Raw genomic sequence first — 13,676 nt, 5'->3', positions numbered from 1 at the left:
ACATGTCAAAAGGAAAGAAAAGTAAAAAACAATCTAAAAGGCAATCTCCAAAGATCATTTTCTGGATAGTAGGTTTACTTGCGATCTGTATGGGAGGTTTACTTTTTTTATCAAATACAACATCAAAAGTTGAGGCAATTGATTACAATAAACAACCGTTTCTAGGTGAGGAATCAGCACCCGTTCAAATTGTTGAGTTCGGTGATTACAAATGCCCAATTTGTAAGAATTTTAATGAGTCATTTCTTCCCCAAATCCAAAAGGATTTTATTAATACTGGGAAGGCAAAATTTTATTTTATGAATTACTCGTTTATTAACGTTGATTCAATTCGTTCTGCGAAGTTTGGAGAGGCTGTTTATAATGAGCTAGGAAATGAAACCTTTTGGGAGTTTCATGAGCTTCTATTTAACAAACAACCTAGCGATTTAAAATATGAAAGAATGGATATTTTTACAGATGAATTTCTTGAAGAAACATTAAAGGAAATTGTTTCTGATGAGGAAGCGCAAAAGGTAGTAGAATCATTTCAAAATAAGGAGTCTGAGCCTGCTTGGGATCTTGATATGAAAGAAGCCAGCAAATTAGAAATAACCGGAACACCAACTCTTTTTGTGAACGGGAAAAAATTTGAAGGTAATAGCTATGAAGATTTCAGAGAAATGGTTGAAAACGCAGCAAAAGGGGAGTAATTTACACGATGAATAAACCATTGCTAGTCACATGGATTACTTCCCTCATTGCGACATTAGGAAGTCTGTTTTTTAGTGAAGTTTTACATTATACTCCTTGTACCCTCTGCTGGTATCAACGGATTTTGATGTATCCATTAACACTTATACTAGGAATTGCATTTTATTATGGGGATCGTAAAGTGTATAAATATGTATTACCGATATCAATGGTAGGAATGATTATTTCAGCCTACCATTATTCATTGCAGAAAATCCCAGTACTGAAAAAGTTCGAGATGTGCACGAGTGGTATCCCTTGCTCAGGCGAGTATATAAATGTATTTGGATTTATCACGATCCCGTTTTTAGCGTTAATTGCATTTAGTATCATTACGATAATGATGTTCGTCCTTAGAAAAAATCACTGAGGACATATTTAAGGGAATCTTTATAAAGGTTCCTTTTTTCATTGAAAAGAAGCGAGAGGAGATTCTCGCTTCCTAGTAGTGATTGGATAGTGTAACTAATAGTAGGGGATTAAAAGAGGATATTACAAGATTTAATTAGTTGTAAAATGATGCACCAACAATAATTAATAGGATGAACAAAACAACGATTAAAGCGAAACTGTTTCCACCATAGTAGCCCATAAAGTTCACCACCTTTATTAAGTGATAATACATCTTATGAACATGGTGCTTGTTTTGAAAGGTACATGCATGGAGATGAAAAAAATGGGCGTGTTTTTTGTGTGAATAGGGGACTTAATTAACTTGAACTAGATTAAAATCAAATCCAAAATAGTGTTAATTTAAAGGGTATTCAGATTATAGAGAAATAAAAAAGTTAAAATTTATAGAAAAACGCCGATATATACTCATATAAGACATCTAATGCAAAATACAAAAAAGAGAGGTTATAAAGTGAAAAAACAACAATATCGGTTATCAAAAACAAAATTTAATTTGAAAGCAAAATTATATACAACATTCGCAGTAATTCTAATTGTACCAACCTTAGTAGTTGGTCTCTTAGCATACAATAGTGCGAAAGATCAGCTAAAAGAAGAACTCTTAGATGGTGCTGAAGATAATGTTAAGCTACTTAACTCGAATATTAATAATACGATTTCACCTAAAATACATGATACAGATTTTTTCTCAGCAGAAATTAGTGCACAGCTCTATGATAACGGGAGTGAAAACTCAGAGGTAATAAGAAAATTAAAACAGTATATTGATTTACATCCAGAGGTTCAGAGAATTTACATTGGGACTACTGATGGACTAATGATCACGTATCCTAAATTAGAGTTACCGAGTGATTTTGATCCTAGAGAACGACCATGGTATCAAGAAGCAGAGCAGAGAAAGGGAGAAAGTATCGTTACAAGTCCATACACTGATGCAGATTCGGGTGATATGGTAGTAACAATAACCAAAACATTAAATGATGATTCTGGTGTAATCGGTATTGACTTAAATATAAAAAATTTAAAAGCAACAACTGAAGAAGTGAAAATTGGAAAAGAAGGCTATGCGATCCTTTTAGATGCACAAAAAAACTTTATTGTAAGTCCTATAGCGGAAACCGGCTCACAAGTAAAAGAAACATTTTATAATAATCTCTACACAGAACCATCAGGACAATTTCAATATAAATTAAATGGAATGGCAAAGGAAATGTACTTCCTCACAAATGAACTCACAGGCTGGAAAGTAGCAGGAACAATGTTTTCCAAAGAGGTAAATGATACAGCGAAGCCAATATTAAATACAACCATACTTATTATCTTTATATCAGTCATTGCTGGTGCTGCAATAGTAGTACTTATTGTTTTATCTATTACAAGAAGACTAAAAGATTTGCAGCAAAAAGCAAAAAAAATAAGTGAAGGTGACCTAACTGAAAATATCAAAATTTCCTCAAGAGACGAAATTGGTGATTTAGGACAGTCATTTAGTGATATGCAATCTAGCCTTCGTATACTATTAAAAACAGTAGAAGATAATTCGGTACAGGTTGCTTCGGCTGCAGAGCAACTTACGGCTAGTGCTGAACAGACAGGTATTGCTACACAGCAAGTTGCAACTGCCATTCAAGAAGTGGCAAGTAGTGCTGAAAAACAAACCTATGGTATCGATAAAAATGTTGATTCTCTTGAGGAAATCTCACAGGGTGCAAGCATAATTGCTCAGAACTCTTTAAATGTAACAGATCTTACAAAAGAAACGATCTTTAAAGCTGAAGAAGGTGGAGAATCTGTAAAGAAAACTGTGGAGCAAATGAACTCTATTTTTCATTCAGTCAAGGAATCTAATGATATGATTCAATCCCTTTCAGATCGGTCTAAGGAAATTAGTTCAATCGTAGAAGTGATTACAGGTATTTCAGATCAAACAAACTTATTAGCATTAAATGCTGCAATTGAAGCAGCAAGAGCTGGTGAAGCAGGTAAAGGCTTTGCAGTTGTGGCAGATGAAGTCAGAAAGCTTGCAGAGCAGTCACATGTTTCCGCCCAACAAATTGTTCAACTCATCCATGCGATTCAGCAAGACACTAAAAATACTGTAAACAAAATGTCAAAAGTAACTGATGATGTTAAGGACGGGTTAACTGTATCAGATGAAGCTATACAAAAGTTCCAAGAAATTTTATCAAGCATGAAAGAAATAACCCCTCAAATGGAATCAGTCTCAGCAACCGCTCAACAAATGTCTGCAGGGGTGCAAGAAGTAGAAGCAACGGCAAATGAAATAGCGGATGTTGCAAAAAGTAATGCTGCAACATCTGAGGAAGTAGCAGCATCTACTGAGGAACAATTAGCTTCAATGGAAGAAATAACGTACTCTGCCAAGTCACTTTCAACTATGGCAGATGAATTGCAAAGTGTGATCCAAAAATATAAATATTAAAAGAGAATACGTAGACTAATAATTTAGAAGAGGTTATCCCAAAAGTCTTCATGTGAAGACTTTGGGTTAGCCTCTTTATTATTTTTCGATAACGATGAAATTTATAATAGCTTATTCTGTAACGCTAAATAGTTGTTGTAAGACCATTCTTTCATTTTTGTGAAATAATAGTTGAAATAATCAATCGTGATATCTATAATACAATAAGCAGTGAGTAGTTAAAATATGTAAAATGTTCAAAAGTTTAGGATTAGGAAAGCCAAGCTTAAATACAGAAGTAAATAGCTAATGGTGTAAGAAATTAGCCTTCCTTTAAAATGGATCAGATCGATGTAATAGCATCGTTCTGGTTTATTATCGTTTTTAAAGGCATGAGAGAAACGCTTTAGAATCCAGGTGATTATTAATGTGAAGGATGACATTTTACCATTTGGGTAGGTTTTTGATTATAACTCTCTGTTTATGAAATGAGCTATAATCAAAGACCTACCAGATAGGTACATGTTCTTTTATAGGTTCTCCAATTAACTGCGCTGAATTCCAGAAGTAGAATAACTTTTAATCATCTTTTGTAAATTTCTATGTCCTTCACGTAATCTAATTGTTTCTTCTATAATTTTTTGAAATCCTTCCAAGTCTTTATCAGATGCATTTAAAACGGACTTTGGAAGACCTTCAGCGATTTGTTGTAAGGTCATATCGTCTCTCAACAACAACGACCACCTTTCCTTAAATTTGATAGACTAATATTTTGTCCTCTTTAATATTTTACGGTGAGGATCGCTTTTTCCTGCATGTAGCAGACAAAATTTATCTACATCTATCATCAGATTGTATGAAGAAAGGTGAAGAATATTGTTTTTTTAACAAATAACGACGGAAAATTATGTTTTTATAATTTAGGTATTTAAAAAGTGTTTATAAAATACTAGTTTAAAAGCGTATATTTAATGAAGATGGAAATAAAAAAGGTCAGGATTCCAGCAGACTAATTTCGTTTACTATTAAGAAGTGTTTTTTAACTAACTATTCTTTTAATCTATTTATGACTTTATCCAATTCACTCGTTAGATTGCTTAAATCATTGACAACTTTAAATGTCTTTTCTGTCAGTTTATGTTGTTCATCTGTTGTACTTGCCACCTGTAAAGTGCTTTTTACAGATTGTTCTGTAATTGTGGTCATTTCGAACATTGAATCATTAACACGATCAGATGAATTCTTTAACTCTTCAACAAGTGATGAAATTTCTTGAATTTGATCTGCAACACTTTTTGAGGAATCAAATATGTGTGTAAATGCAATATTAGAATTATGTACGATATCTAATCCAGCCTCAGTTGAGTTTTTTACTTTTTTCATAGATTCGACAGACTGCTTTGCTTGATCTAAATTTTGTTTGATAAGCTCTGCGATATGTTTAGATGATGCTGAAGACTGCTCTGCTAACTTTCTAACCTCACTAGCAACAACGGAAAAGCCTTTACCATACTCACCAGCTCGTGCTGCCTCTATGGAAGCATTCAAGGCTAATAAATTTGTTTGATCAGATATGGAAGAGATGACTTCTATGATATTTTCGATCGCTTTTGAGCTACTGTTGAGCTGAGTAATCGTTGCAAATGATTCATCAACATACTGATTTATATCCCCCATTTGTTTGGACAAATTCCCAATCAGCTCACTACCATTATTAGCTTGCTGTGCTGATTGATGAGCTTTATCTGAAGCAACTTGGGCGGTTTGATTTATACCTTGTATACCTTTCGTGATCTCAGAAATAATTTTTACACTATTTCCTACAGTGTGTAGTTGGGTTTCAGATCCACTTGCCACCTGTGCAATCGAAAGTGAAAGCTGTGAGCTAGCGTCAGTTGTTTCTTTTGCATTGCTGGACAAAGCTTGTGAAACAGTAACGATTTGATTTGAAGTAAAAGATAAACGGTCAACAATTTCTTCGATAATCCTTTTTCGTTGCTCTTCTTGTTTTTTCAATAAGTCATTTTCAATTTTTTTACTAGAATACACCTGCCAAATGACTGCACTAGAAGTAAGAATTAGAAAGGTAGCGTGTAAGATTAACATTAAAAATGTATAACTATGAACCCCAAACACAATTTCAGGGAAGAAGAAAAAACCTAAAAGATGATGAACCGCAAAGATAGATGTCATTAAAGATAGTAATTTAATATTTTGATAATAACCCAATGCAGCGACTACCATGAAAATACTAAAGTGAAATTCTACTCTCCCACTACCACCTGAAATAATTGAAATACTACCAAAGGTTAGTGCTAACGTTAGTAAATAAGGAATATATGGGTTGTTATTATTTAGCTTAAATAAAACATAGCTTACTCCAAGTAATAATACTGGTATCAGAACAAGGATATTAAGAGCAAGACTAAAGTTCTCCTCAATCTGAAAAGAAGACACAATGTGATCAAGTCCATGAGAATGATCAAATAAATGAAATAAGCGGCCTAAAATATTAGAAACAAAGACTAAAAGAATAGCTAAACTTGTGATCAAGAGCATAAGGTGATTTTTTTTACCTATCATAATGTTTTTCCTCTTTCTACTAGTAATTAAACAAAAAATGGTAATATAGTCCTTAAATCAATTATATTTTTAAAAATTTCCTTTTCAATAGAATTTAAGAAAAAAGTTTGAAAAAAGAGAGTTTTTTTAAGTTTTACAGGGAAAGATCGAAGATAATAATAGAGAGTAATAATAAAAAATACCTATTACCCAACTTGGATCGAGTGGGTAATAGGTATTTTTTATTATGTAAATGATATGTATTAAATTACACTGGATAAAACACGCTTATTTTGTTGTTTATGAATATTTTCACCAACTAAAGTAATGCCATTAGAGGTATGGATAACATCATCTTCTATCAAGACTCCTGATCCAACCACAGCTTTTTCGATACGTACATTTTCTCCAATCACTGCATTCGGTAAAATGACAGAATCCTTAATAATAGCTCCTTTTCCTACCTTTACGCCATTAAATAGTACGGAATTCTCAACAGATCCATAAATTTCACATCCCTCACTGATAAGCGCCTGTGTCACTTTTGCATCTACATCAAGATACTGTGGAGGGTGGGTTTGTTCAACCGTATATACCTTCCAATCCTTTTCATTGAGGAGAATATTGGTTTCCTTTTTAAGTAAATCCATATTTGCTTCCCAAAAACTATCAATCGTTCCAACGTCTTTCCAGTAGCCATTAAATTCATAGGCAAATAGTTTAAGGTCATTTTGAAGCATAGTAGGGATGATGTCTTTCCCGAAATCTTTCGTGGAGAATTGATTGTTTTCTTCTTGTTCTAAATAGTATTTTAATGTCTTCCAATTAAAAATGTAGATCCCCATGGAAGCTAAATTTGATGTAGGATTTTTCGGCTTTTCAGCAAAATCTATGATTTGGCCTGTATTTTCGTCCGTTTTCATGATTCCGAATCTACTAGCTTCATTCCACGGAACTTCGATAACCGAAATAGTGGCATCTGCTTTAGACTTCACATGCTGTTGAAGCATTTTTGTGTAATCCATTTTATAAATATGATCACCGGAAATAACGAGTACATGTTCAGGGTCATATTGTTCGATGATATGTTTATTTTGATAAATAGCATGTGCAGTGCCTTCATACCAACGCTCTCCATTTTCACATTGGTACGGAGGGAGTACACTTAAACCACCTTCTCTTTTGCTTAAGTCCCATTCCTTTCCATCTCCAATATAACTTTGAAGAACATGTGGGTGATACTGGGTTAATACTCCAACTGTATCGATTCCAGAATTTCTGCAATTGCTTAATGTAAAATCAATGATTCGATATTTCCCGCCAAAGGGAACGGCAGGTTTTGCTAAGTTTTCTGTTAGGTCTTTTAATCTTGTTCCTCTTCCACCAGCTAATAGCATTGCAATACATTGTTTCTTCAAATATTGTCCCTCCTGAAATCGTTTCTTGATTTTATATTAAGCTTTTATAAGCGATCTTCTTCCCACAACTTATAAAAGTACTCAAGCTCTTCCTCATCGATGGGAACTTGTTTATGTTCCTCATCATGGATTACTGAATAAACGAACTCTTCCATAGAAATCCTCCTCTAAGTTGTCCTGGTTAACATGAATTAACAGGTTTTATCATAACAAAATTCATCTATTAAAATAATCAAAATATTACGCCTAATTTAGATCAGTCTCGACAAATGGGAGGAAATAACTACCATTAGCTGTTTTTATTTTAGATAATCTTGTAGAAATTAACCTAATTCTTTATAAATTTGTCGAAACTTATTTGAAAGATATAGATTATTGGTTAATCATTCTCTTCTTTCACAAGTGTTAAGATGGTAAATAGAGATCACTCAATTATTAAATTCATTTCATTCTGTCTTCATTAAGCAGAAAATGACAGGAATTTCTTTTTACAGATTGGTAATGTTGTAGTGAAAGGGGAAAGTATATGGAAGGGCTACGGAAAATGAATGATGCGATTCATTATATTGAGAACAATCTTGATGCTTCATTAAGAATCGAAGAAATCTCTATGATTGCTTGTATGTCAAAATTCCATTTTCAACGTCTGTTTCAACTGATTACTGGATTGACGGTAGCTGAATATATCCGGAAAAGAAGGCTAACATTAGCAGCACAGGAATTAACGCATGCAAATGTTCGTGTTTTAGATATCGCATTAAAATACGGATATGAAAGTCCTGAGGCCTTTTCAAAAGCATTTCGGAAAGCACATGATATAAGCCCTAGTGAAGCTAAACAAATAGGTAAAAACATAAAGGCATATCCTAAGCTATCCTTTCAAATTCAAATAAATGGAGATGAGGAAATGAATTACAAAATAATCCAAAAGGAAGCATTTACTATTATTGGCAAGAGTTTTAGAGTTTCAATGGAAAATGGTGATAATAATAAGAAAATCCCATTACTTTGGGGAGAATCTAATCAAAATGGATTTTCAGAAGCTCTTGCAAAGCAAGCTGGTGATTTAGGTTTATTGGGGGTTTGTTTAGACTTTAATCATCAAGAAAATGAATTTACTTATTTTATTGGCGCTGAGAAAACAATAGAAAACCACTCGCTTGATTGGGAAGTAAGAGAAATTTCTGCATTAACATGGGCAGTGTTTGTATCAATAGGACCAATGCCAGACTCTATACAACTGGTCTGGAAAAGAATATATTCAGAATGGTTTCCTTCTACTGGATATGAGCATGCTAATGGACCTGAATTTGAAAGTTATTCTGAAGGTGATCCAAATTCAGAGAATTATCGTGCGGAAGTTTGGATTCCAATTATAAAAAAATAAGTAGTTTATCAAAAAATGAGGGAAGATATTTCCTCATTTTTATTTTTGAAGAATAAAAGTGATTCATTATAGGTCATGAAAGTAATAGGAAAAAGTCATATTTGCGGTAGAAAAGAATAAAAGGAAGACTTATCATTCTCTTTGTAAGCGTTTTCTAGTCGTATTTAACAAATACATCTTATTATCAAATCTCCCTTTCTGAAAATCTTGTATAATAGTAGAACAAGATGAAAAAGAGCTGTTCGATTAGTCATTTATTTCAAGAGGGGTCAATAGAAAATGAGACATAACAGTAAATATAAACTTCTATTTAAATCGTTACAGTTTAAGCTTATAGTAGGCTTTTTGATCATAACAATGCCAGTTATTATGTTTCTAATTTACAATAATTTCTATGCCATTCATGTTGTGCGCAATCAAATTGCCCAATCGAATGAAAATATGGTTGCACTACATATGGGACAAATTGATTACGGCTTAGGAACTGTCGATGATTATTTATATAGCTTGGCAGCAAAAGATCTTGATTTATTAAACCTAGAACTATCAGAAAAGGGGAATAATCAAAAGTACTATTTTTCGAAAATTCGCTTAAATGAACGGATAGCAAAGGATGTTAATGATTATAAAATAATTGATGGACTGTTTATTTATTCAGCTAACAATCAAGAATTGATAACTGCTCAGAATTATAATGAGGCTTATCTATCAACTGAAATTATCCAGAAAGATATTATTCAGTTGTTTCAAAATAAAGAAATAAATCATGAGACAATGGATATGTGGTTTCCCCGTCAAGTTAATAAGGAGTTTCTTTTATTTCGTATTGTAAAGATAGGGAATGTCTATTTAGGAGCATGGACAGATGCGAGAAGATTAATGACTCCCTTGGATTCAGTAGATATAGCGGGAAAGGGAAGAGCTGTCCTTACAACTGAAAATTATGAACCAATGGATGATGCGAATTTTTTTAAAAAGAATAATATCAGCTTGAATTATGAACGAAGTGTATACAATCTGACAGGTGATCATGATGATTACTTAGTAGTAGGCGCGAAATCGATTAAGGGCAATTTTAGTTTAGTGACGGTTATATTAGATGAAAAGGTTTTAGAAAAGCTTCCCTATCTTCAAAAAGTCATCTGGTTTATATCATTTGGTTTACTCGTTATTTTACCAATTCTTTATTTATTCTTAAGAAGGACGATTCTTCTTCCTTTGAACCGTTTAATTGCTGCCATGAAAAAGGTTAAGGATGGTGACTTAGGAACATCTATACCACAATCTCATTCTTCCTATGAGTTTGAAGTGATGAACAAAACGTTTAACAGTATGGCATCTGAAATAAAAGAATTAAAGATTAATGTTTATGAAGAGCAGTTAAATAGTCAAAAGGCAGAATTAAGACATTTGCAGCTGCAAATTAACCCTCACTTCTTTTTGAATTCATTAAACATTATTTACACGCTTGCTCAAGTGAAGCAATATAATTTAATTCAGGAAATGGCACTTTGCCTTGTTCACTATTTTCGCTACATGTTTCGCAGCAATTCAGACTTTGTTTTACTAGACGAAGAGATTGAGCATACACAAAATTACTTGAAAATTCAGGTAATGAGGTTCCCGGACAATTTAACATATGACATTTCGCTTCCAGACGATTTAAAGAACTGTGCTGTCCCACCACTACTCATTCAAACGTTTGTTGAAAATACGATCAAACATGCAGTCACAATGGATGGTTCAATTCATATAAGCATTAATGTCAAGTTATCTGAATTAGATCCAGAGCATTTACAAATTAGAATTCATGATACAGGAAAAGGATTTTCTAAGGAAATTCTTCAACAATTACAATCAGAAAAAGGGATTTATAAAGAAGAAGGAAAGCATATCGGAATTTGGAATGTACAGCGGAGATTGCGTTTGTTATACGAAAAGCAGGCTACTATCGTATTTTCAAATAGTATGGAAGGTGGAGCAAATGTAGACATTCAATTTCCATTACAGATAGAGCATTGAAAAGGGGGAATGATAGGGATGTATCAATTACTAATTGTAGATGACGAAATATATGCAGCAAGAGGCATTCAGGCAGGGGTTGAATGGATAGAGCTAGGGATTTCAAAAGTCCATATTGCTTATAATATTCGTCAGGCAAAAGAAGTATTTGCAAAACATAAAATAGACGTCATGATATGCGATATAGAGATGCCTGAAGGTAATGGTCTTGAACTTTTAACATGGGTTAGAGAGGAGTCCCCTTTCACAGAATCAATTTTTTTAACTTGCCACGCTGATTTTGAATATGCGAAGAAAGCAATTCAATTAGGTAGTCTTGATTACATGCTAAAACCAGCCCGCTTTGATGAATTGCAAGCTGTAGTTGAAAAAGCAATTAATAAGATAAAAACAGCCAAAGAATTCGACGATTACAAGGAGACGTATGAGCATTACCTACAGCTTTGGTCATTATATGAACCGCTCCTTATCGAACGTTTTTGGATGGATTTGCTTTCTGAAAAGATTGCTGCAGATCCATATGAAATTAGAGAAATACTTGAAGAGAAAAAAATCCCATATAAAGAATCATTACAATTTTTACCGATCTTAATAAGCATTCAACGCTGGCATAATGAATTAAATCCACAAGATGAAAAAATAATGGAGTTTGCAATTCGTGATGTAGCAGGTAGCTTTCTTATTAAGGGAGACCAACAAGCTCAGGTGATTCAAATAAGAAAGGGAATTTTAGTAGCGATTCTTCCAATTGAAGATCAAGACATTACTAGTTTAGATTTAATCAAAAAGGACTGCCAGGCTTATATCGATTTTTGTCGGCAAGATTTATATTGTGATCTATCTTGTTACATTGGAGAACTGGTTGCGATACATAACATGCCAACTATTCTAGATTCATTACTAAGATGTGAGAGTCACAATGTTTCATGCATTAACCAGGTGCTGCTAATGAGCTCACGAAAAAATAAGGAAATAACAATCCAATTACCCGATATGAGTGTTTGGTCAGACATGCTTAAAAAAGGATGTAAGAAAAGTCTACTTGTTGAAATTGATTCATGTTTACAAAAGGCAAAGCAATCAGAAGGGCTGGATGCTGAGTACTTACATAAATTTAAGCAAAATTTCCTACAAATGATCTATTATGTTTTAAAGGTAAAAGGGATGCCTGCACATAATATTTTCTCTGAAAATATGGCATTTCAAGAAGTAACCCGTTCTGTAACATATCTTCACAAATGGGTGCAGGAAATCGTGATTAAGACTGCGGATTATTTAGAAGATAAGGAAACAAACCAATCTGTTGTAGATAAAGTCAAGGCATATATTAATGAACATATTAATGAAGACATTACAAGAGATGATCTTGCCAATTATGTTTATTTAAATCCAGATTATTTATCTAGACTGTTTAAAAAAGAAACAGGTATATCGATCTCGGATTATTTGATTGAGGAACGAATGAAAATTGCAAAGGAATTGCTAAGAAAAACAGAAATGACCGTTAAGGATATCGCATTAGAGGTAGGATATTCTAATTTCTCACATTTCTCAAAGACGTTTAAAAAATCAACAAATATGAACCCAAAAGATTTTCGACAGTTTAAACAGGTACATGCATAAAAGAGAGGACAGTAGCCCAGTCAAGGGTTGTTGTCCTTTTTAAATGGTTTTATTTATTAAATCAAGAAGTCTTAATAGTGCTAGTAAACAGTCGGTTTTACAGTAGTTCAAAAAATGAAAACGCTTTAATATAGTGGTATGGGGTTTACATAGGCAAACTCTTTATGAAAATATCTTTCAAAGTTTAAGAGAGGGGTGCAGTAAAAATGGTAATGTCTATCGGACTTAATCTATTTTCAGTTTTTAAGGAATTAAATGAAGATTATTTTGGAACTTTGGAAAAGGTAGCTGAAATGGGCTACAAAAACGTGGAGCTAATATCCTCTAATTTTTCTACGGGTGAAAGGTATACAAAAACATTCTCTGTTCCAGTTATTAAAAAGAAATTGGATGAACTAGGTTTACATGCATTTGCAGCCCATGAAGGTGTTGCACCAGGTAAAGCTTTAATTGACTGTGATTGGGATAAGGTTATTGACGAAAATGCAGAGCTCGGTTGCAGTGCCATTGTCATGCCAATGGCATTTATTAACAGCAGTGAAGATACATTACAAACAGCGAAAGACCTTAATTCGATTGGTGAAAAATGTAAGGCTGCTGGATTGGATTTTTACTATCACAACCATGCACATGAGTTTAAGAGAGTAGGAGATCAATCATTATTCGATTTACTAGTAGAAAATACAGATCCTGACTATGTGAAATTTGAACTTGACCTCGTTTGGGTAACAAGAGGCGGATATGATCCAATCGCTTTACTTGAAACACTTGGTGCACGCTGTGATATGATCCATCAAAAGGATTTAGGATTACATGTAGATCCTGTTAATATCTTTTCAGCAATTCGCGGCCAAGAAGACATTGATACGATGCAGATTTATAAGCAGGTTGTGAAGCCAACTGATTTCGTGAATCTTGGAACAGGTATTGTAGACTTTGACACAACATATCAGAAGATAAATGAAATGGGAATCGTCAAGTATGCCATTGTGGAAAATGAAGGTTCAGTGGGTAATAAACTGACAAGTATTGCGAGTGACTTAGACGTAATGGAGAAATATGTGCAAGGATATATAAATGCTGATAAATAAGGGGT

General features: G+C 33.5%; 11 protein-coding genes. 7 read left to right on the top strand and 4 right to left on the bottom strand.

All coding sequences use genetic code 11. The features are described 5' to 3' along the window. The first annotated feature begins 2 nt into the window (after window positions 1-2). Entirely contained in the window at window positions 3-692 is a 690-nt protein-coding gene (locus tag I7822_RS02900) for a DsbA family protein (protein WP_207975288.1), read from the top strand. Window positions 693-700: 8 nt separating this feature from the next. Next, the gene (locus tag I7822_RS02895) at window positions 701-1,102 is read left to right on the top strand and encodes a disulfide oxidoreductase (RefSeq protein ID WP_207975287.1); all 402 of its coding nucleotides are present in this window, start codon (window positions 701-703) and stop codon (window positions 1,100-1,102) included. Window positions 1,103-1,237: 135 nt separating this feature from the next. Here the strand turns inward: I7822_RS02895 and I7822_RS02890 are convergent, their stop codons facing one another. Further along, window positions 1,238-1,324: a YjcZ family sporulation protein gene (locus tag I7822_RS02890; protein ID WP_243459256.1), complete on the bottom strand. Its 87-nt coding sequence runs from the start codon at window positions 1,322-1,324 to the stop codon at window positions 1,238-1,240. Between the two features lie 273 nt (window positions 1,325-1,597). Between I7822_RS02890 and I7822_RS02885 the strand changes: the two genes are divergently transcribed. Then, on the top strand, window positions 1,598-3,589 hold the full coding sequence (locus I7822_RS02885; RefSeq protein ID WP_307847667.1) for a methyl-accepting chemotaxis protein: 1,992 nt from the start codon (window positions 1,598-1,600) through the stop codon (window positions 3,587-3,589). Between the two features lie 524 nt (window positions 3,590-4,113). Here I7822_RS02885 and I7822_RS02880 read toward each other — a convergent pair. From I7822_RS02880 to I7822_RS02870, 3 genes are all read right to left on the bottom strand, one after another. Continuing rightward, a complete protein-coding gene (locus I7822_RS02880) occupies window positions 4,114-4,299 on the bottom strand; it encodes a hypothetical protein (protein WP_207975284.1) in 186 nt (61 codons plus the stop codon). Window positions 4,300-4,615: 316 nt separating this feature from the next. Beyond that, entirely contained in the window at window positions 4,616-6,151 is a 1,536-nt protein-coding gene (locus I7822_RS02875; RefSeq protein ID WP_207975283.1) for a methyl-accepting chemotaxis protein, read from the bottom strand. Window positions 6,152-6,393: 242 nt separating this feature from the next. Beyond that, window positions 6,394-7,548 carry a glucose-1-phosphate adenylyltransferase gene (locus I7822_RS02870; RefSeq protein ID WP_207975282.1) on the bottom strand — a complete coding sequence of 385 codons (1,155 nt, stop codon included), beginning with the start codon at window positions 7,546-7,548 and terminating at the stop codon, window positions 6,394-6,396. Between the two features lie 526 nt (window positions 7,549-8,074). On the opposite strand from I7822_RS02870, the gene I7822_RS02865 reads away from it, so the two are divergent. The 4 genes from I7822_RS02865 (at window position 8,075) to I7822_RS02850 (ending at window position 13,671) form a co-directional block, all read left to right on the top strand. Then, the gene (locus tag I7822_RS02865) at window positions 8,075-8,935 is read left to right on the top strand and encodes an AraC family transcriptional regulator (RefSeq protein ID WP_207975281.1); all 861 of its coding nucleotides are present in this window, start codon (window positions 8,075-8,077) and stop codon (window positions 8,933-8,935) included. A gap of 279 nt (window positions 8,936-9,214) precedes the next feature. After that, window positions 9,215-10,957 (top strand): sensor histidine kinase, encoded by a 1,743-nt coding sequence (locus I7822_RS02860; protein WP_207975280.1) that lies wholly within the window; start codon window positions 9,215-9,217, stop codon window positions 10,955-10,957. An 18-nt stretch (window positions 10,958-10,975) separates the two neighbouring features. After that, window positions 10,976-12,580 carry a response regulator transcription factor gene (locus I7822_RS02855; protein WP_207975279.1) on the top strand — a complete coding sequence of 535 codons (1,605 nt, stop codon included), beginning with the start codon at window positions 10,976-10,978 and terminating at the stop codon, window positions 12,578-12,580. Between the two features lie 206 nt (window positions 12,581-12,786). Next, on the top strand, window positions 12,787-13,671 hold the full coding sequence (locus I7822_RS02850; RefSeq protein ID WP_207975278.1) for a sugar phosphate isomerase/epimerase family protein: 885 nt from the start codon (window positions 12,787-12,789) through the stop codon (window positions 13,669-13,671). Window positions 13,672-13,676: the final 5 nt, after the last annotated feature.

It is taken from the genome of Metabacillus bambusae (assembly GCF_017497975.1).
GTDB classification, from domain to species: domain Bacteria; phylum Bacillota; class Bacilli; order Bacillales; family Bacillaceae; genus Metabacillus; species Metabacillus bambusae.
Note: the sequence above shows the minus strand (reverse complement) of the source record. Positions and strands in the feature narration are given on the sequence as shown.

Coding starts and splice junctions, on each gene's coding strand:
- I7822_RS02900 (WP_207975288.1), top strand. CDS start 3: ATGTCAAAAGGAAAGAAAAGTAAAAAACAATCTAAAAGGCAATCTCCA.
- I7822_RS02855 (WP_207975279.1), top strand. CDS start 10,976: ATGTATCAATTACTAATTGTAGATGACGAAATATATGCAGCAAGAGGC.
- I7822_RS02860 (WP_207975280.1), top strand. CDS start 9,215: ATGAGACATAACAGTAAATATAAACTTCTATTTAAATCGTTACAGTTT.
- I7822_RS02890 (WP_243459256.1), bottom strand. CDS start 1,324: ATGGGCTACTATGGTGGAAACAGTTTCGCTTTAATCGTTGTTTTGTTC.
- I7822_RS02895 (WP_207975287.1), top strand. CDS start 701: ATGAATAAACCATTGCTAGTCACATGGATTACTTCCCTCATTGCGACA.
- I7822_RS02865 (WP_207975281.1), top strand. CDS start 8,075: ATGGAAGGGCTACGGAAAATGAATGATGCGATTCATTATATTGAGAAC.
- I7822_RS02875 (WP_207975283.1), bottom strand. CDS start 6,151: ATGATAGGTAAAAAAAATCACCTTATGCTCTTGATCACAAGTTTAGCT.
- I7822_RS02850 (WP_207975278.1), top strand. CDS start 12,787: ATGGTAATGTCTATCGGACTTAATCTATTTTCAGTTTTTAAGGAATTA.